The sequence below is a fragment of the Bacteroides sp. MSK.20.82 genome (assembly GCF_019052485.1).
Taxonomy (GTDB): Bacteria; Bacteroidota; Bacteroidia; order Bacteroidales; family Bacteroidaceae; genus Bacteroides; species Bacteroides thetaiotaomicron.
In genome coordinates this window covers 165,995-184,755 of the sequence record NZ_JAHQUN010000002.1, presented here as the reverse complement: position 1 = coordinate 184,755, position 18,761 = coordinate 165,995, and the positions used below count along the sequence as shown (strand labels likewise).

Below are 18,761 nucleotides of genomic sequence, written 5' to 3'. Positions count from 1 at the left end.
TACGTTATTTCTTATTTTCACTCTGCTTGCTGAATCCTATTTTATTTGTTGAATAACAAACTTATAATTTCCAGATTCTTTCTTTTCGTTTGATTTTAGTGTGATGCGATAAATCTCCTTACCCCATACATTAGAGAGGCGCGGATCGTCCAATTGGATTGTTTCCAGTTCGGCTTTGAACTGAGTCGGATAGTCCAGTTCCACTTTCTGCCCCTTTACTTCAATCTGAATTTTGCCCAAGGACGGGAAAGTGACATTGCCCCAAGTCATGAAATTCACCTGATTGGGAGCTACGGCCTCATCCAGCGTGTAGCTGTCGGTAATCGTCAGTTTCCGGTCATCCAGTGTATACGACCGAATCCAGCTTTTCACTTTTGCTTCCGACGGATAGGCGGCAGCAATATCAGTAGAGAACATGCGTTTCTTTTCATTGCAAATGGTATTTGTCGCTTTGTATTCCTGTCCGTATTTCTGCGGTATACCATTAATCATCGGCAAATTATGATAATTACTCTGCATTGTCCAAATGGTGTAACGGTCTTTACCAAATGTCTGCTTGGTATATGTACCTACCCCTGCATCAAGGATTACGGGAATTGTATTCACATATAAGGAAAACGTTCCCACATCATTATGATTATGACTTTCGTTGTTGAATCCGCCTTTGGCAGCCACGAACATTCCATTCTTATTCTTCATGTAACAGAACTCCGTCTCGGGATACCAAGTCACGTCCGGCATATCATGCTTTGGAGTCTCTTTGGCAAGATCATTGCAGCAAAGCAGAGACTGGAGCGAGCGGAATGCATCGTTTCCCATGGTCGCATACGGTTTTCTACCATTCAGCAGATAAGCGGCAAAATGCATCATTTCATTGCTGTTTACCGCTTTACCAAAACGATAGATCAGTAGAGGATCGCCACCACCTTGCGCGGAAGCATCGGCAAAGTTCACCACCCAACCATTACCGACATAAGAACGGGACATATACTCTCCCATACGCCGGATCATCGGTTCATTCAACAGGGATATTTTACCACCTGTACCATCAGAAAGTATTTGCAAATAATCATAAAGTTTACCTGCCGCGTGTCCCCAATAAGAAGTCCCTTCTTCGCAAGCGCCGTCAGACTTCACAAAGTTGATAAACTTATCTACCGATTTCATCGAACGGTATACAGCTTTTGCCAAACGGTCTTTATTGTTCTCCATCAAAAGGAAACACTGCAAAGCATTGGAGTTGCACCAAGGATTCCAGTTATTGATAATCTCACCCGGTTGCCAGTTGAACGCCATCCACCACATATCGTCATCGTTCATATAAGGGTCGAGGATACGTTCCTTAATAGCTTTGCGCATTTGCAGAGAAACCACCGGATTGATTTTGTCGAAAGGCTTACGGAAGAAATAGTGCACCCAAGCCATCAATGCACCATATCCGCCGGAACCAAGATCAATGATCTGTTCGCGGAAATCAGGAAGAGAACGTTTGCTGCTTTGCCGGGGCAGGTGAGCAGACAGTACCCATGAATTCATTTCGCAACTCATATAAGCTCCGTTGAGCAGCTGATCGATGAAGCGTCCTTTGCCTTCCGCCAGTTCTGCCAGCATCAGCGTATTCAATGCCTGACGGTTGGCGTCATAGGGAACTTCCATGATTTTACGATTACCGGTCCGCTCATATTCAAGATAGGCGGTAGCAGGGATCAGTTGCCATTTGTAATCGAGGAGCTTCTCGCCTGCCGCGATAAGGCGCTGCTTGTTGGGCCCCATCAATGAGTCCCAAGCAGCACGATCAGTATAGGCCGGATAAGGTACCCATGCCTGTTTCATTACCAGCACATTTTTCAACGTAGTTTCATCTGCCGCTTTTTGCAGCAGGTCGCGTTCCGTATAGGCATTGGCTTTGAAAGAGAAACTTCCAAAGGCAGCTAACAGAAAAACACAAATTAAATGCTTCATTCGATTCATGGTATTTTATTCATTTAAGCATGGCAAAGATAACGCATCTCTCAAAAAGTAAGGTGAGCAAATCATACGAACCTCATGACAAAAAAGTACAGACTTCAAAAAAAGTACATTCAGAAGCTCTCAGCCCTCTCGTGAAACAGACGCTCTGTTCAAAGCAAACAGACCTTCTATTTAGGGCAAACAGAGCCTTCATTCAGAGTAAACAGACGCTCCGTTTGAAAAACATCCTGTTGATTGGATACAATCAAGCGGTCATTTCATATCAAACGACCGCTTAATTTGACTCAAACAACTGCTCGGTTTGCCCCAAAGGAGCGGTCGTTTATTATAAACAGAAACTTCATTTGAGCTTCTATAAAATTTCCACCGATGGTAAAACCTGAACTTTATTCCCAATCGCTAAACTCAAAACTGAGCTGCTCCCAAACTCCATGTTGTTCATCCGCCTCCTCTTTCGGATTGGAAACAGAAAGCCCGATCAAGCGGATAGGATGCTGTTCGTACTCCACACTTTTCAATAACTCTTTAGCGAGTGGAAGGATGCGGTCTAATGTGTACAACTCCTGCGACTGCGTAATACTTCGGGTAATCTGACTAAAATCATGAAACTTAATCTTCAGAGTTAATGTATTTCCTTTAAACTCTTTACGTTGAAGACGTTCTATTAATTCTACCGCTACATGATACAATTCGATGATAACGGAAGAGTGAACCGATATATCTCTTTCCAGCGTTCGTTCACAACCGATAGACTTCCGAATACGAACTGCCTCAACCGGACGCTCGTCAATCCCCCGCGAACATTCATAATAGAGCGCCCCCACCTTTCCAAAGTGGGCCGTCAGCATTTCGAGCGAGCATTTACGTAATTGAAGACCATTGTGAATACCAAGCAAATGCATCTTCTTTGCTGTCACAGGTCCTACTCCCCAAAAAGATTCAATCGGAAGTCCGGCGATGAAGTCCAGCGCCTGGTCAGGATGTATGGTACATAGTCCATCCGGTTTCCGATAGTCCGATGCAATCTTTGCAAGAAATTTATTATAGGAGACTCCGGCAGATGCAACCAAGTTCAACTGTTCCCGGATACGAAGTTTTATCTCCTTTGCAATATCAACTGCCAGAGAGATTCCTTTCTTATTCTCCGTAACATCCAAAAAGGCCTCATCCAAAGACAGAGGCTCAATTATATCGGTATACTCATGAAAGATTTCGTGTATCTGACGGGAGACGGACTTATAAACATCCATTCTTCCGGATACAAAAATAAGCTGGGGACATAAACGTTTCGCCTTCTGAGAAGACATGGCGGAACGGACCCCGTAACGACGGGCTTCATAACTGGCTGCTGCCACAACTCCCCGCTCCTCGGCATGTCCCACCGCCAAGGGTTTGCCACGAAGTTCCGGATGATCACGCTGTTCTACAGAAGCGTAGAAGGCGTCCATATCGATATGTATTATCTTACGCTGAAACACTTGTATTCAAATTCCATAGCAAACTTACTATAATTTTCCGAATAAACAGCCTCTAAAATAATACGCGCCTATTTTTTTAGAAGCACAGGACATAAAAAAGATTCGATATCATAGCGATTCCATTTCTAATAATACTATATTTGTATATTGTTATCTATAATCTATCAACAGGAAAATATTTGAAATACAAACCATAAAGTAAATTTAGTATTATGAAAAAACTACTATTCTATTTATTCATTCTATGCAGCACTTCCATAGTTGCTCAAAATGGAATTACTTTTGAAGTTGAACAACTCTCCAAGCCCGAAAAATTATATCCCGTGACTTCCCCTGATGAAATCTACAGATATCTGATGCTATTTGACAATGAATCAACCATTCGAATTACAGAAAAAGACATCTGGAAACCTCCATTTAATGTAATAGCCAAGAGTGAATCTCCTGACAGTTTATTATACTTCGGGTATAATTCTTTTTTCTGCGGTATGTATCAGGCTTATGCAGATCATAGGCCGTTCGTTTTATCTCCGGATATGATTTGGCTACTGATTAATCAAGGTTTTGCCCAACATGTGAATGCCAACCATGAGTCTTTGAGAAAATATTTTGTAAATTTCTCCGGAAAGGAATCTTTAATTGTACAATCCCATAAGAAACTGAAAGACCCGAGTCTTTTATGGGAAGAAATTTTCCCGCAGTTTACGGAACAGATAAGAAAAGAGGTAGGAGGCCATTTGGTTGAAACACTCACTTGTAATTTCTCTACAACGACCTCTTTGGAAAAGACTGTTTCTGAAATAACAATAATGGAAACGGTAAAATCATACTTCGAGTTTATCACCATAATGATTGTTTGCGGTATTCCGGAAATCACGCTTGAAGGGACACCACAAGACTGGGAAAAAGTTTTAAATAAAGCCAGAGGACTAAAAGAATATAAACTCGAATGGTGGATTTCACAACTTGAACCTCTTTTGGAGGAGTTTGTGAAGGCATCAAAAGGAACAATAAACCAAGAGTTTTGGCGCAATATGTTTAAATGTCATTCGCCAAAGTCATGCGGAGCTCCCGAGACTTTTGATGGATGGATCATTAAATTCTTTCCTTACGACAATGAGGGGAAAAGAAATAATCTAAAACAGATTGTGGGTCGTAAAAAGCTTCCGAGCGAGATAGTAAAAGTTGATTTAAAGTATATTGAAGCATACAATGACACCGTAATTGAAACACCACTGGAGTTGTGGTCCGGTTTCATCGGACTCAAACAAAACAATGAGAATTTTGCACTGAGACCACAAATTGGCTGGATGGTCAAAAAGAAAAACACAGACAACACCGGACTCATAAACAGATTGAAAGCCGATGCCAAAGGCAGGGGTATCAACCTTAGAGTGAAAGAGTTCCCTTCCGTCCTGCTGAAACTTGAAGAAATAAAACAGTTGGAGCTTACCTTTATTAATGAAATTGATATACCGGACGAACTGTCAAAAGTGAAAATCGAAAGGTTGAAGCTATCCGGCAGAATTACTAAAGAAGAGATGCAACGTATCAAAACTTTATTTCCCAATACCGACATTAAGATAAACGGAAGTAGAATATAACAAAAATATTACCGAGTAATTCACAGAAACATAAAAGAAATAATCAGGATTTCATATAAATAAAAAATAGGGGCTGAATTCTGCATTGAGAATTCAGCCCCCGCTATTTAATCTACCTAGAAAACAAACCTATATTTATTCAAGCCGAACCCTCATATCTACTACCGTCGGCTCTACAAAAGACTGACTACCACCGGTTTCACCACGCAAACCATTATTGGAAGTTGCGTCATTATGATTCGGTGACTGGTCGAGCACATACCACACTCCGTCCCGTTGTTCGATATCTTCTCCATTCAGTTTCCAATAACCGACCAGACCATCTGAACCTGAATCGACAAACATCATATTTTCACGAATCTGATTCGCAGTACGGGCTACCGACCATAAACGAACCTCACTCATAAATCCGTTCCATTTACGATTCCGGTCATAGTCATAAGCATAACCGATGCAGAAACGTTCGTTCAAGTCGAATGTCAGTGAGCCTACCGTCTTTTCTGCTATTTTCTCTCCATTGAGATAAAGAGTAGCCATTCCCGCAGAAGCATCGTAAGTGAACGCTACATGATACCACTGATTCAACAGGAATATAGATACATCGGGCATCTGAAGTGCAACACTTCCGGCCATTTGAAGCTCGTTATCAGGATGATTCAAGTCACCGGTACGCATAATCAAAGTACCTTCATTGCCCATAATGGTGCCCAGATTCTTCCAACGTTCGGCATAAACCAATGCTTCGTAGGTGACAGAACCCATTGTTTTATAAGCAGTCGGCAGACGTACATCAAGCCAGCCCGGATTGATACGGTATACCTTATCAATAATAATTGGTTTCCTTACTACAATATAAGTAACGCTCGAACTGCTTATCTTTTCAATGTCCGTACTGTTCACTATTACAGGCAGAATATACGTTACCCCGTCTTCCCCCTTGGTAATGTTCTTTACCGACAATCCGCAGGGATCAGCATACAGTTCGCCTGCTTTAATGGTCGAAGAAGTTCCTGTCATTTCATAGTTATCAGTCGCCAGAAGCTGTCCGGTCGTCCCGTGTTTATGATTGTAGTCATCCACAAGGTCCTGCCCTCCTACCTGATAGTTCACATTTACATTACTCTTCACCATCGTTGAAAGCCGCGACACCAATTCGCACTCGTAGGTATCCGCTTCAACTTCCACTCTTATCACATTACTTTCAAAGTAAAGTTTCGGTTCCAACAGATCGCTTTCGCTGTCGTTGCAACCCACACTAGAGAAAGACAATGCAACTAGTGCACCTGCATATAAGATTTTGATACGTTTCATTGCTGTTCTGTATTTTCATTAGATTGATTGTCCATATATTCCTGATAAGCCTGCAGATTGATCTGTATAGCATGACGCACAAAATTGTAATCACGGGCATTATCATAGTCATTATCAAGTCGGAAAGCACCGACGCCACCTTTCGGACCATTGGCATGGTTATAAGCAGCCTGAGTCAAAAGTACACCACCGGTAGTCCAGGATGACTCAAAGTTCTCTGTAAAGATGTGCTTACGATAGTCGTAATATTCTCCACACCAGCTTTGCAAGGTACTCACTCTTCGATCGAGATTGGAGTCACCATATGCCTGAGTGATGAAATAGTCAAAATAAGGAGCAGATTCTTTGTTAGAGTTCCATATTTCACCGTCAATCATAAAATAGTAGTACTTACCATTCGGACGCTCGGTTGCCATCGGACCAAAGTATTTTCCTATCTCTTCTACCAGATAATGCAGAAACTCACCACGCGGACCACCTCTGCGGTCTTTCAGACTGCCTACATATCTTCCGCCGTCACCACCATTATCGGGTTCCCAGTCAATGTCCAGACCATCATAATCAGTCGCAACAATCGTGTCTACCAATGCTTTGGCATAGCGTTGAATGGCTGCGATATGGTCTTCAGCACCTTTCTCTCCACTGGTAAATCCCCAATAAGCTTCTGTTGCCTTATTGACCAGTTCCGTGATTTCCTCACTGGAAGCATTCGGGTTTTCCGCCTGTACTTTTTCTGAAACGGAAGCAGGCGTAATACCAGTTCCAATATTATGCAAAATGTAACAAACCGTGATCTTACCGCCTTTCTTCTTTTGGAAAATCTCCTTATCAGCCAGTTTCGCTTCATTCAAGCCGAATGGACCACTCCACATCGATACCATGTCGATGCTGTCTGGCAAAGAAGCCAGATATCCTTTACGAATAGGCCCTTCGGGAGACCAGTTGCTGAACCATCCGAAGAAAATAGGACGTCCGTAACCCTGACTGGTTGCCTTCCATGCACGAAGATCGGCATAATACTGTGCACTTTCTTCATTGTCCATCGTGTTGTAACCGCCGATATGTTCAAAATCCTTGCTCTCTATATCGACACACGACGCAATCATTATCCCTATAACAGGAAGTATATATAATATTCGTCTTAACATTTTCATATGAATCATAGTTTAATAGATTTGATTTTTACAATCCCACCACAACTGAGTTGTTGCTTTGTCTTTATCAAGACCGCCCAAGAGCTTCAATGCTTCTTCATAATTAGCTCTATCCTCTGCCGACTGATAGAAACTTACAGGATACACCATACGACGAATACCACCTTCACGAGTAACGCCCTGTCCGCGGTTGGTCTGCACCTGATTCAGTTTCGGATAACCGGTTCTTCTCCACTCAGTCCATGCTTCGTGACCGTTCGGATACAATGCAATCCACTTCTGAATCATGATCTTCTCCAGTTTCTCTTCCGTTCCACCGCTGAAGGCAGGTGTCGCAGTAGTAGGAGCCGCAGCATTGTAACTGTAATAGGAGGCTCTCATATTATGGGCAATCGGAGTCAATCCGGAAGCCAGATAGTCGTCTACAGACGAACTGATACCATTTTCATCAAAGGACGTGGCAACTCCTTGTTCGTACAGTGCTTCCGCATCACCAAATTCGCTTCCCCATCTCAACGCAGCCTCAGCTCTCAGGAAATAAACTTCGGAAGCACGCATCCAGTAAGTCGGAGTGTTCGAGGTAATATTGGGCTTGGAGAAATCGGTATAAATCGTATTTTGCTGATTGGCATTGCCGGGAGGCACCGCCTGATAGTTTTTCCCGTCAAAAGCCGCTACCGCATACGCACTGGGAGAAGCTTCAAAATAAGCACTCAGACGCGGGTCCTGATAACCCAACAAATAAGAAAACATGGAAGAGCCCATGCGACACTCATTATACTGATTGGCCAGCCACTCGATGTTGTTACGAAAGACCATTCCGGCTCCGGTACTCATCTGGGCTTCGTCTGATTTCGAAGTCATCACTCCAAATGTATGATTCAAAGCCTGGCGGGCATATTTCTGTGCTGTCGTTTCGTCCGCATAACTGATACGCATTGCCAGACGCAACATCAGTGAATTGGCGTATTTCACCCATTTTCTCGTATCACCGGCATATACGGCATCATAATCGGCAACAATGGTTGCCCCTTGTTCCGCTCTCACAGTCAAAATGTCGATAGCAGCTGTCAGATCGGTAAACATGGCATTGAATGCAACTTGCTCGCTGTCGAAAGGTATCACCAGTGCAGGTTCTCCTGCATGGGTGTAAGGAATAGGACCGAAAGATTCAAGCGTTTTATGCCATGCAGATATCTTCAGAATCTGAGCCAAAGCAAAGATTTCCGGTGTTTCGGTCTTTTCGGATTCTTGTTTTATCTTTTTCCAGGAAGACAGCAGTGTCGTATATGAATTGGTATAAGTAGCCGCCACCCAATTGTCCTGCAAGTAATAGGTAGTATTATTACTGCCGCTATACCAGTTATTGTTCTGTCCGAAAAATCCGCTCCACGAATCGGCTGACAGATTATATGCAACCTGATACTGGTTGATGGCCTCCGTATCGTCAGCCTGAGTTCCTACGGTGACTACAGCTCTTTGCATCGCTGTTACAGCACCTCCGACAGCAACACCATCTCTTATACCCATTTCGTCGGTCATCTCGAACGGATTGGTGTTTAACTCTTCGAAGTCACAAGCAGTAAAGAGCGACAAAGCGCAAATTCCTGCTAATAGTTTATATTGATTTATCTTTTTCATGGGTCAGTTATAATTTAAATTTAATACCGAAACCGAAACTTCTCACACTCGGCTGCATAAAATAGTCATTACCTTGACCGTAAGTTCCTACGGACGGAGTCAGTTCCGGATCGTGCGGAGCTTTGCTATAGAGCATCCAGGGGTTATTGGCAATGAATGACAAAGTAACATCTTTCAGTACATTCTTAAACCAAAGGTCGGGGAACCTGTAACTCAAAGTCAGTTCTTGCAGACGGATATTGGTTGCACTATATACATAATATCCGGAAGTGGTATAGTCACCCGTACCTATCAGCTGATAATACGATTGTGCATCCACTCTCCCTTGTCCGGGCAGTAAGACACCGCCTGCATCGCGTGCTTCGGCAGACGCTTTGGATACTCCGAAGCGGTCGAGAATAGCCTGAGTAGAAGAAGTTACCACACCGCCGAAACGTCCGTTAATCAGGAAGCTGAGTCCGAATCCTTTGTATGACAGCGAGTTGCTCCATCCCAGGTTAAAGTCCGGTGACGTCTTGCCCAAGAAAACCGGTTCACCTTGTTCGAGTCCGTACGAGCCGTCTTGCTTGATTTCAACATACCCCTGACTGTCTTTCTTCAGGAAAGTATTGGCATATATATCGTTGATGCTGCCGCCTACTTTTAATATAACGCGTCCGTTGTCTTTCCTTACTTCGGGTACGTTGATGGGCTCGGGGCTCATGTCAGTACGATAGTTTTCCACCATTTCTTTGATTTCATTGACATTGCGCGAGAAGGTCAGATTGGAGGAGAAGCTAAAGTCTCCGAAACTGTCTCTGTATCCCAACGATGCTTCCCAACCGTGATTTTGCACATTACCAGCCTGCAAATAGATTTGTTTGTAACCCGAAAATTCCGGTAAATCGCCAATAAAGGTCTGATTGTATGTATTCGATTTATAGTAAGTAACTTCGGCACTCAGCTTATTCCACAAACGTACGCTCAATCCCAATTCATAAGAACGGGTACGTTCCGCCTTGAAGTCAGTAAAAGGATAGATGCCTGTGGGAGCCAGTGCACCACCGACAATCGGAGTAGTCACAGTTCCCGGAGTAAGTCCCGACTGGGATACCGGAGAACCGACTTCCGTATATGATCCGCGTACCTTTAAATAGGAAATGAACTCGGGCAGTTTCACCATTTCAGAGATAATGCCGGACAAACCTACCGAGGGATAGAAGAAGGATTCTTCGCTGGTGTTTACCAACCGGGAGTTCCAGTCATTACGACCTGTCAACGTAAGATAAAGCATACTTCTCCACCCTAGTTCGACGTTGGCAAAGATAGCGTGGTTACGTACGCGGCTGTCACCTCCGTCTTCCGAGATACGACCGTTGGAAGGGTCGATGTTGCTGGCGGCAAACAGGTTTGTTACTCCGAGCAAGGTTCCTTTGTAGCCTCTTGCCAGCGACCAGTAGTTAGAGTAGCTATAACCCAAGTTGGCAGAAATATTAAAATCGTTGAGCTGCTTGTTGATGTTCAACATAAAGTCGGCATACTCCTGGCGGTCTTTGTAATTGCTGTAATCATACAGACCTTTCTTTCCTTCGGCAAATTTCTGATCGGAAGTAGCATAAACCTTACGTTCAAACTGAACATGAGTATCGTCCATACGATAACGTCCGGCAAGATTCATCCAGTCGGTGATCTTATAGCTCAGACCGACATTAAACATATAACGACTCTTCTCGTTCGTTGCGATGTTGCGATAAGCAGTCCAGTACGGATTCTGCGAACCATAGGTTGCATCGGCAATCGGCCAATACTGTATCGGAATATTGCGGCTCTGGTCATAACGCTCGAAAGTCTTGATATCGTCGAAGTCTTCTCCACGGGGGAAAAGGTAGGCAGAAATCACCGGATTCCAGTATTGTCCCTGCGATACCATGTTTTTATCTTCCTGTTTCACATAGGACGCTCCTAAATCCAACTGCAATTTATCGTCCAGAAAAGTGGCTGTATTGCGAATGGTGAAGTTCAGACGGTCATAAGAATTGTTGGGAACAATACCTTTTGAATTGGTGGATGAAACCGAAGCAAAAGTTTGATTCTGCTTTGTACCGGTAGACAAGGTCAACGAGTTGATAAAGTTGGTTCCGGTGTTGAAGAAATCACTCTTGGGATCATACGAATTCGGACGGGCCAGTTTGTCACCCCAGCTTTCGAACATACCTTCTTTATTTCCATACGTGTTCTGGAATTCGGGCATCATGTACGCTTTGCTGAATTCGGATGAAGAAGAAAATGATATCTGTAATTTACCTTCCTGCCCTTTCTTAGTAGTAATCAGAACGACACCATTTGCCGCACTACTACCATACAAAGCAGCCGCCGAAGGTCCGCTCAGAATAGAGATACTCTCGATATCTTCCGGATTGAAATCAGCAATACCTTCCGTTCCGGCTTTGCCTTCACCCATGATACCACTATCTGTGTTTCCCATATTAGTATTAAACAAAGGGATACCGTCTACTACATACAGTGCATTGTTGTCGCCTTCGATAGATTTAGCGCCACGCATAACGACACGCGTCGCACCACCGACACCACTACCACTCTTGTTGATACTTACACCGGCTATCTTACCATTCAGTGAATTGATGAAGTTGGCATCTTTAATGCCGGTTATATCCTCGCTTTTTATCTGCTGCACATTGTAAGACAGTGCCTTTTCTGCCCGCTTGATACCCAATGCCGTCACGACTACTTCGTCCAGCACTTCCGTATCTTGTTTCATTGTAATCGGGTAAAAGTCCTTATTGGAAACAGCAATCAGTTGAGTTGCATATCCTATATAAGATATTTTCAAACGGGCATTACCGGGACTTTTAATCGAAAAGTTTCCGTCAAAGTCTGTAATCGTCCCTGTAGAACTGCCGTCCACAGAGATATTTACTCCGATCAGGGGTTCACCATTCTCATCGGTTACTTTCCCTTTGATATCTTTGACAGATTGTGCAGTTGCCGGTTTCTTCTCCGTAACTATAATATAATTACCTTGAATCTGATAAGAGAAACCTGTTCCTTTCAAGATTGCGTCGAGCGCAGTAGTCACCGATACGTCTTCCAAGTTAAGATCGGCAATTTTCTTTCCTTTCAATTCGGAATCACTATAATTTATAGACATCTTCGACTGTCTTTCCACAGTTTTCAATGCATCTACTACAGTGATATCTTTCTGCTGGATAGTAATTTTACTATCACTTTGAGCAAAAGCAAGGGTCTGCATCAATAATAGACCTAAAAAAATGAGAAAGACTCGCTTTTGAACAACATTATCTGCTCTTTTTTCGTAAATTTGTAGCATCTTTTTAGTATTAGTTAATTGGTTATTATTCTATGATCAATTGAAATAGCGTCGAGATACGCTAATATTAGAAGGACAATGATTTCACATCCGGGAGAAACGGCCATTTCTTCCGGATACTTTTTTGCATAGTACATTAAGTTAAAAAAGGTTCAACAATCGTTTTTCTATATTTTATCAGTTATATAGCATTTATTCCCCTTAATTATATATTTCACATCCCCTGCCACCTGTGTTATTATCTTCATCACCTCTTCCAAAGTGGCTTGCTGTTGGAAACGGAAACTATACGATTTATTGTTCAGGCTGTGAAGGCTATAAACAAAGGTATAGGGAAATTTGCGTTCGAGACTCGTAAAAATCTCATCGAGATGCATATCACTGAAAACCAGCTCTCCACGCTGCCAGGCAGTCACATCCTCTATCCGAGGCGATTGGAGGCTACGTTTCCGGGTCTGTTTATTATACGTTATCTGCTCATTGGGTTTAAGTATTACATTAGATATCAGATTATTAAATTCTACCTTCACACTACCTTCCAGCAGAGTTGCAATCAGTTCATTGTTCTCCGGATAGGCATTCACGTTAAACTCTGTACCTAAAGCTGTTATTTGAAAATCATTGGCTTTCACTATAAAAGGATGTTTTTCATCCGGCTTTACCTGAAAATTTGCTTCGCCAATCAAATATACGCTTCTGGTCTTACCGGCAAACTGCTCCGGGTACAGTAAGGTGCTTCTCGAATTTAGCATCACCCGGGTACCATCGGGCAATGTAAGTTCTCGTATTTCCGCCGTTGGTATGAAACATTCTACCAAGTCTTTTTGCGGTTTGTCTTTCTCCAACATCAGATAGATAGAAACAGATGATACTGCCAACAGGAAAATAGCTGCTGCTCTCCATATAAGTAACTGATACTTTTTACCGGAACCGACAGACTGCATTCCCAGATTTTGTTGCATCCGTAATATGGACTGTTGCATTCCGCGAGGTACTTTCTGTTCTCCCGCTTGTTGCCACAACGTGTGAAGTGCTTCTTTTTTTTCTTCCGCATGATTGTCGTCAGCCAACCATCGCTGCACTTTTCTACGCGTAGCCAATGAATACTCATTATGCCCGAATAACTCTATGATCTGTTGAATATAGTTTTTCATCATTAATTTCTTCCTTTATACACTAAATACAACTAAAAGAAAAACACTACTTAAAGGAAAATAGAAAAAATAAAAATAGAAGCACTTTTTTTAGTTCTATCAGTGCTAAATACACCTGGTGCTCTACCGTACGGATGGAAACATTAAGCTTTTCTGCGATTTCTTTATAACTTAATCCCTTAAAACGACTCAGCTCGAATATTAACCTTCGCCGTTCAGGCATTTTTTCCAAAGTCAGGCGAACAACCAGCAACATTTCTTCATAATATATATTATTAAGGGCATCTTCCCCTTCTATCAATTCATGAAGTACTGTTTTCTCAAGGTATCCTTCCTGATATTCCCGTTCGATTTGCTGATGCTTGAAGATATTCAGAATAATGTTTCTGGTCATTATAAAGAGGTAGTTATCTAATTCATTTTCATTGTCAAGCCATATTTCCGGTTGTAACCAAAGCTTACAGAAAATATCTTGAGCAACATCTTCAGCATCAACTTCCGACTTAAGCAACAGCTGGGCATAATTCTTTACTTTCGGAAAATTAGAAATAAAAAAACGCTGAAACTTCAGCTCAATTTGGTTAACATTATTTTCCATATCCGCTAAGATTATTATCGATTACAAGTATAAAAATAGACATTCTCAAAGATTAGAACATAATAAAGATATATTATTAATACTTGTTTGCATATATTTATAATTATTCCGTATATAAAACAAAAACACATAAATATTGACAATACCAAATAGCGATATCGTCATACCAAAAGAGAAGAGAATAAAAGTATGTATAAGAAATTGACTTTGTATCTAAAAAAAGGAAAAATAACAAATCAACAATAAAAAGGGGAATAAGGGAGAAAACCCATAAAAAGAAAAAGCTCTGATAATCAGAGCTTTCATTTGTTTTCAGGTGGAGCTGGAGGGTGTCTCTCGAACCTTTTTATAAAATTTCACAGGATATCAAATATCATGTAATCAGCTATTTATCTCTTTCTTTCATTAATCTAAATATCTCTTAATATCATTGTATATCTCATTTTTCGGGTGTATTTTTGGGTGTCATTTTCAAACACACCCAATTATGAATATTAAAAGAAATATCATTTTCGCACCGGAAAGCCGCAAAAAAGACGGTATTCCAGTCACAAAGAATGTGCCAATCCGTATGCGTGTTATCTTTGCCAGTCAGCGTATCGAATTTACTACGGGATATAGAATCGATGTAGAAAAATGGGACACAGACAAGCAACGGGTTAGAAACGGTTGTACCAACAAGCTAAAGCAAAGTGCATCCGAAATCAACGCCGAACTATTACGGCAATACACCGAAATACAGAATGTGTTCAAAGAATTCGAGGTGCAAGATGTAATACCCACCCCTGCACAAATTAAGGAAGCGTTCAACCTAAAGACAAAAGGGGAAAAGAAAGAAAACCATGAGGAAAAGCAAAAGGTTGAATTAGACTTCATGAAAGTTTTCAATGAATTTGTAGCAGAATGTAGCAAACAAAATGACTGGTCTTCCTCAACCCTCAAAAAGTTTGCAACAGTCAAAAAACACATTTATACATTTGACCCTAATACTACGTTTGACAGTTGGACGGAAAAACATTTCAATGACTATATAGAATTCTTGCGTACAGAAAAAAACATGCGCAACACTTCCATTGCCAAACAAATCAAATTCGTAAAATGGTTCTTACGTTGGAGTAATCGAAAAGGGTATCACCAAAACATGGCTTATGATAAATTCACGCCTAAAATGAAGAGTGCACCCAAAAAAGTGATATTCCTCACCCAAAATGAAATAAATAAACTAAGAACCTGCCCAATACCACCAACAAAGAAATACCTTGAAAGAGTAAGGGATGTATTGCTATTTTGCTGTTTCACCGGATTACGTCACTCCGATGTGTATAATTTGAAACGTAGTGATGTTAAAAACGGTCATATCGAAGTTATTACCATAAAGACGGCAGACAGTCTTATTATTGAATTAAATGACCACAGCAAGGCAATACTCGAAAAGTACAAAGGTGTGCCGTTCCCTAATGACAGGGCATTGCCAGTTGTAAGCAATCAAAGGATGAACGAATTTTTAAAAGAACTGGGACAACTGGCAGAAATAGATGAACCAATACGAGAAACATATTATAGAGGAAATGAACGAATAGACGAAGTTACACCTAAATACGCATTATTAAGTACTCACACCGGAAGACGAACATTTATCTGTAATGCTTTGGCACTTGGCATTCCAGTACAAGTAGTAATGAAATGGACGGGACACAGCGATTACAAAGCGATGAAGCCCTATATTGATATAGCGGATGAAATCAAAATCAACGCTATGACTAAATTTAATCTGATATAACTATGGACGAAAGAATAACATCAATGATACCCCACTACGGGAAACTCAACAAGATATATACCGAAATAATGTCCGGCGGCAGTTTCTCTTTTGAGAAGCAGCAATTCATTTCCGGCTTTTACGGAGAGTACGGGGACACGCAGACATTTGAAACCGCACTCATCAGCCTCATGCTTGAAATGGACGCCGCACACTTCTCCATATTGCTGAACAGCCTGAAACGTGAGATTGAAAGCAACATCTCGACTTACAACGCCTGCAGGGAGTTTTTCGACCGTCTCGATACCGAATACGTCTGCCGACGGCATGAAAGCCGTTTTGACTGGGACATCGACAGACAGATGAAAGTCACAAACGGATATTACCGGGAACTCATGGAAGCCAACGGCTCTTTGGAAGCGGTAGGCTTCAGGGAGCATGACCGTCAGGAAGAGGAACTGCTGGAAAGAAGGTACGAACGGTGCAAGCGGGAATACGACAAGGAAAAAGCCAAACTGGATGAACTGTACAAACAGAAGGAGCAGGCAAGGCGGGAAGCCCTGCAATGCCTGAAAAACCGTTGCGGGGACATTTGCAGACTGGGCGGCTCACTATTGGCAATCCTTGAAAAATACCTGACCGACCAAAAGAAAAAGGAGGGAGAGGAAAAGGAAGCCGCCACCACACCGACAAGCCAACCCGCCTACTTCCCCATGAAACTCTTGTCAGCCGTTTACGAAAGATGCAACGGCGAGCAGTTCGAAGCCGTTTCAGAACTGGACTTCTACGCCAGCATGAACCTGCAACCGTGCGAAGGCAGACTGAAAATAAGACCGAGGGAGAAAGCCCGTGTATGCTATCTCATTTTCCTTATGGGTGAAACGCTGCCCAAGCCGGACAGAGAGAAATGGAAAGAGGATATCATGAACCTGCTGGGAATAGACGATGCATACTACAAGTCCAAATACAAGGCACCCGTTCCCCGTACCGATTTAGCCAGTGACAGCAATCAGGAATTCGCAAGGGAAATGCGGTCAATATTCCGATAGTCGGTGATATGCAACGACATTCCACGACACGACCACTTTTACCACTCAAAATAATTTCCACCACCCTTTATTATCTTCTGATATTTAGTGAGATAGCGTGACACCACAATCACGCTATCCACATCCTTACCACCCGTACCCGGAACTAACTTTGCACTGTTCGAACGAGGTAAAAAGCCCATGCGCAGGGCTTGCAGTACAAACGTTAATTTCATTCTGATATGGAAATTAGAGACCTTTTATCAAAGCCCGTATGGCAGATGACGGGTGAAGAGTTCATATTCCTGAACCGGCACGCCTTACAGGGAAGCGAAACGAAGCCAACCCAACCCGCAGCCGACAAGGAAAAGAAGTACGTGTACGGGATAGGCGGCATAGCCCGGCTGTTCGGGTGCAGCATACCCACAGCAAACCGCATCAAAAAAAGCGGGAGGATAGACAGAGCCATTACGCAGATAGGACGCAAAATCATCGTCGATGCGGACATGGCGCTTGAACTGGCAGGACGCAAAAGCGGGGGACGCAGATAGGGAGGTGCGGTATGGACAACAAGGAAAGAAACATCACGCCCGAAGAGGCGGTAATCCTATGGCAAGCCTCACGGCTCGACCTTTCGGAAGACTACGAGAAGGCACCCGAAATCCTGAAAGTGCGGGGTTCCGTCATCGGCACGCTGGGGAATTTCAGCGCGTCAATCGGGAAAGCCAAGAGCAAGAAGACGTTCAACGTCTCCGCAATCGTGGCGGCTGCGCTGAAAAACGGGACGGTACTAAGCTACACGGCTGAACTGCCCGAAAACAAGCGGAAAATACTCTATGTGGACACCGAGCAAAGCACCTACCACTGCGCAAAGGTGGCAAAGCGGATATTGCGCATGGCGGGACTGCCCGCAGACAGAAACCATGAAGACCTTGAATTCCTCGTCCTAAGGAAGTACACGCCCGAAGAGCGCATAGCAATCGTGAGGGAGGCAATCTACCGCACCGAGAATATCGGGCTGGTAGTCATTGACGGAATACGGGACATGGTGCACGATATCAACAACCCCGGTGAGTCCACAACGGTAATCTCCTATCTGATGACATGGACGGGGGAAAGGGACATCCACATCCATACTGTCCTGCACCAGAACAAGGGGGACGAGAACGCAAGGGGGCACATCGGAACCGAGCTAAGCAACAAGGCGGAAACCGTGCTGCAAGTGGAGAAGGACGAGAATAACCCCGACATAAGCACGGTCAAAACCGCACACATCAGGGCGGTGGACTTCGAGCCGTTCGCATTCCGTATCAATGAGGAGGCACTGCCCGAACTGCTGGACGGCTACCGGTTCAAGGAGAAGGAGCCGGGCAAAGGGAGGAGGAAATTCGACCCCTACAAGGACATCACCGAGCAGCAGCACCGCATCGCACTGGAAGCCGCATTCACCCTGAAAAACGAATACGGCTACAAGGAACTTGCGGGAGTATTGAGGGAAACCTACGCCACTGTGGACGTCATACTTGGCGGAAACAGGGTGACAGACCTCATTACCCTATTGAAGAACAAACGGATGATAGTGCAGGAGAACGGCAGGAAATACACCTTCAAGCCCGATTTCCACTATTAGCGGTATGGCATGGGAACCACTTTACTTTAGTCCCGTACCATATATATACGGAAATAAAGTAAAGTGGATATAGCCCGTAACATATAGAGAGGTACGGGCGAAAAC

The 18,761-nt window shown here is 43.1% G+C and carries 14 protein-coding genes; 5 read left to right on the top strand and 9 right to left on the bottom strand.

The window, feature by feature from the left end; all coding sequences use genetic code 11:
• Positions 1-36: 36 nt before the first annotated feature.
• Together KTR07_RS02780 and dinB are read right to left on the bottom strand one after the other, a co-directional pair.
• A complete protein-coding gene (locus KTR07_RS02780; protein ID WP_113748716.1) occupies positions 37-1,971 on the bottom strand; it encodes a heparinase II/III family protein in 1,935 nt (644 codons plus the stop codon).
• Between the two features lie 386 nt (positions 1,972-2,357).
• The gene (gene dinB / locus KTR07_RS02775; RefSeq protein WP_008760075.1) at positions 2,358-3,449 is read right to left on the bottom strand and encodes a DNA polymerase IV; all 1,092 of its coding nucleotides are present in this window, start codon (positions 3,447-3,449) and stop codon (positions 2,358-2,360) included.
• 212 nt (positions 3,450-3,661) lie between these two features.
• Between dinB and KTR07_RS02770 the strand changes: the two genes are divergently transcribed.
• Positions 3,662-5,053 carry a DUF4419 domain-containing protein gene (locus tag KTR07_RS02770; protein ID WP_011109248.1) on the top strand — a complete coding sequence of 464 codons (1,392 nt, stop codon included), beginning with the start codon at positions 3,662-3,664 and terminating at the stop codon, positions 5,051-5,053.
• 135 nt (positions 5,054-5,188) lie between these two features.
• Here the strand turns inward: KTR07_RS02770 and KTR07_RS02765 are convergent, their stop codons facing one another.
• From KTR07_RS02765 to KTR07_RS02740, 6 genes are all read right to left on the bottom strand, one after another.
• Positions 5,189-6,364 (bottom strand): DUF1735 and LamG domain-containing protein, encoded by a 1,176-nt coding sequence (locus KTR07_RS02765; RefSeq protein ID WP_011109247.1) that lies wholly within the window; start codon positions 6,362-6,364, stop codon positions 5,189-5,191.
• Positions 6,361-7,518 carry a glycoside hydrolase family 18 gene (locus KTR07_RS02760; RefSeq protein WP_181590421.1) on the bottom strand — a complete coding sequence of 386 codons (1,158 nt, stop codon included), beginning with the start codon at positions 7,516-7,518 and terminating at the stop codon, positions 6,361-6,363. The genes KTR07_RS02765 and KTR07_RS02760 overlap by 4 nt, the downstream gene beginning before the upstream one ends.
• Before the next feature lie 12 nt (positions 7,519-7,530).
• Complete coding sequence (locus KTR07_RS02755; RefSeq protein WP_113748718.1) at positions 7,531-9,159, bottom strand: SusD/RagB family nutrient-binding outer membrane lipoprotein; 1,629 nt, start codon at positions 9,157-9,159, stop codon at positions 7,531-7,533.
• 7 nt (positions 9,160-9,166) lie between these two features.
• The gene (locus KTR07_RS02750) at positions 9,167-12,487 is read right to left on the bottom strand and encodes a TonB-dependent receptor (RefSeq protein WP_117981145.1); all 3,321 of its coding nucleotides are present in this window, start codon (positions 12,485-12,487) and stop codon (positions 9,167-9,169) included.
• 167 nt (positions 12,488-12,654) lie between these two features.
• Positions 12,655-13,641 (bottom strand): FecR family protein, encoded by a 987-nt coding sequence (locus KTR07_RS02745; protein WP_032813904.1) that lies wholly within the window; start codon positions 13,639-13,641, stop codon positions 12,655-12,657.
• 46 nt (positions 13,642-13,687) lie between these two features.
• Entirely contained in the window at positions 13,688-14,239 is a 552-nt protein-coding gene (locus KTR07_RS02740; RefSeq protein WP_008760068.1) for an RNA polymerase sigma-70 factor, read from the bottom strand.
• A 487-nt stretch (positions 14,240-14,726) separates the two neighbouring features.
• Here KTR07_RS02740 and KTR07_RS02735 point away from each other — a divergent pair, with 487 nt between their 5' ends.
• Entirely contained in the window at positions 14,727-16,019 is a 1,293-nt protein-coding gene (locus tag KTR07_RS02735) for a site-specific integrase (RefSeq protein ID WP_005680247.1), read from the top strand.
• Between the two features lie 2 nt (positions 16,020-16,021).
• Complete coding sequence (locus KTR07_RS02730; RefSeq protein WP_005680245.1) at positions 16,022-17,047, top strand: hypothetical protein; 1,026 nt, start codon at positions 16,022-16,024, stop codon at positions 17,045-17,047.
• A gap of 38 nt (positions 17,048-17,085) precedes the next feature.
• On the opposite strand, the gene KTR07_RS02725 is transcribed toward KTR07_RS02730, so the two are convergent.
• Complete coding sequence (locus KTR07_RS02725; RefSeq protein ID WP_005680244.1) at positions 17,086-17,262, bottom strand: hypothetical protein; 177 nt, start codon at positions 17,260-17,262, stop codon at positions 17,086-17,088.
• A 6-nt stretch (positions 17,263-17,268) separates the two neighbouring features.
• Here KTR07_RS02725 and KTR07_RS02720 point away from each other — a divergent pair, with 6 nt between their 5' ends.
• The gene (locus KTR07_RS02720; RefSeq protein WP_005680243.1) at positions 17,269-17,577 is read left to right on the top strand and encodes a DUF3853 family protein; all 309 of its coding nucleotides are present in this window, start codon (positions 17,269-17,271) and stop codon (positions 17,575-17,577) included.
• A gap of 11 nt (positions 17,578-17,588) precedes the next feature.
• Positions 17,589-18,656, top strand: a complete 1,068-nt coding sequence (locus tag KTR07_RS02715; RefSeq protein ID WP_005680242.1) for an AAA family ATPase — start codon at positions 17,589-17,591, stop codon at positions 18,654-18,656.
• Positions 18,657-18,761 lie beyond the last annotated feature (105 nt).

Excerpts from the sequence above, each read along its gene's own strand:
- KTR07_RS02780 (WP_113748716.1), bottom strand. The coding sequence starts at position 1,971 with ATGAATCGAATGAAGCATTTAATTTGTGTTTTTCTGTTAGCTGCCTTT.
- KTR07_RS02770 (WP_011109248.1), top strand. The coding sequence starts at position 3,662 with ATGAAAAAACTACTATTCTATTTATTCATTCTATGCAGCACTTCCATA.
- KTR07_RS02765 (WP_011109247.1), bottom strand. The coding sequence starts at position 6,364 with ATGAAACGTATCAAAATCTTATATGCAGGTGCACTAGTTGCATTGTCT.
- KTR07_RS02760 (WP_181590421.1), bottom strand. The coding sequence starts at position 7,518 with ATGAAAATGTTAAGACGAATATTATATATACTTCCTGTTATAGGGATA.
- KTR07_RS02755 (WP_113748718.1), bottom strand. The coding sequence starts at position 9,159 with ATGAAAAAGATAAATCAATATAAACTATTAGCAGGAATTTGCGCTTTG.
- KTR07_RS02750 (WP_117981145.1), bottom strand. The coding sequence starts at position 12,487 with ATGCTACAAATTTACGAAAAAAGAGCAGATAATGTTGTTCAAAAGCGA.
- KTR07_RS02745 (WP_032813904.1), bottom strand. The coding sequence starts at position 13,641 with ATGAAAAACTATATTCAACAGATCATAGAGTTATTCGGGCATAATGAG.
- KTR07_RS02740 (WP_008760068.1), bottom strand. The coding sequence starts at position 14,239 with ATGGAAAATAATGTTAACCAAATTGAGCTGAAGTTTCAGCGTTTTTTT.
- KTR07_RS02735 (WP_005680247.1), top strand. The coding sequence starts at position 14,727 with ATGAATATTAAAAGAAATATCATTTTCGCACCGGAAAGCCGCAAAAAA.
- KTR07_RS02730 (WP_005680245.1), top strand. The coding sequence starts at position 16,022 with ATGGACGAAAGAATAACATCAATGATACCCCACTACGGGAAACTCAAC.
- KTR07_RS02725 (WP_005680244.1), bottom strand. The coding sequence starts at position 17,262 with ATGAAATTAACGTTTGTACTGCAAGCCCTGCGCATGGGCTTTTTACCT.
- KTR07_RS02720 (WP_005680243.1), top strand. The coding sequence starts at position 17,269 with ATGGAAATTAGAGACCTTTTATCAAAGCCCGTATGGCAGATGACGGGT.
- KTR07_RS02715 (WP_005680242.1), top strand. The coding sequence starts at position 17,589 with ATGGACAACAAGGAAAGAAACATCACGCCCGAAGAGGCGGTAATCCTA.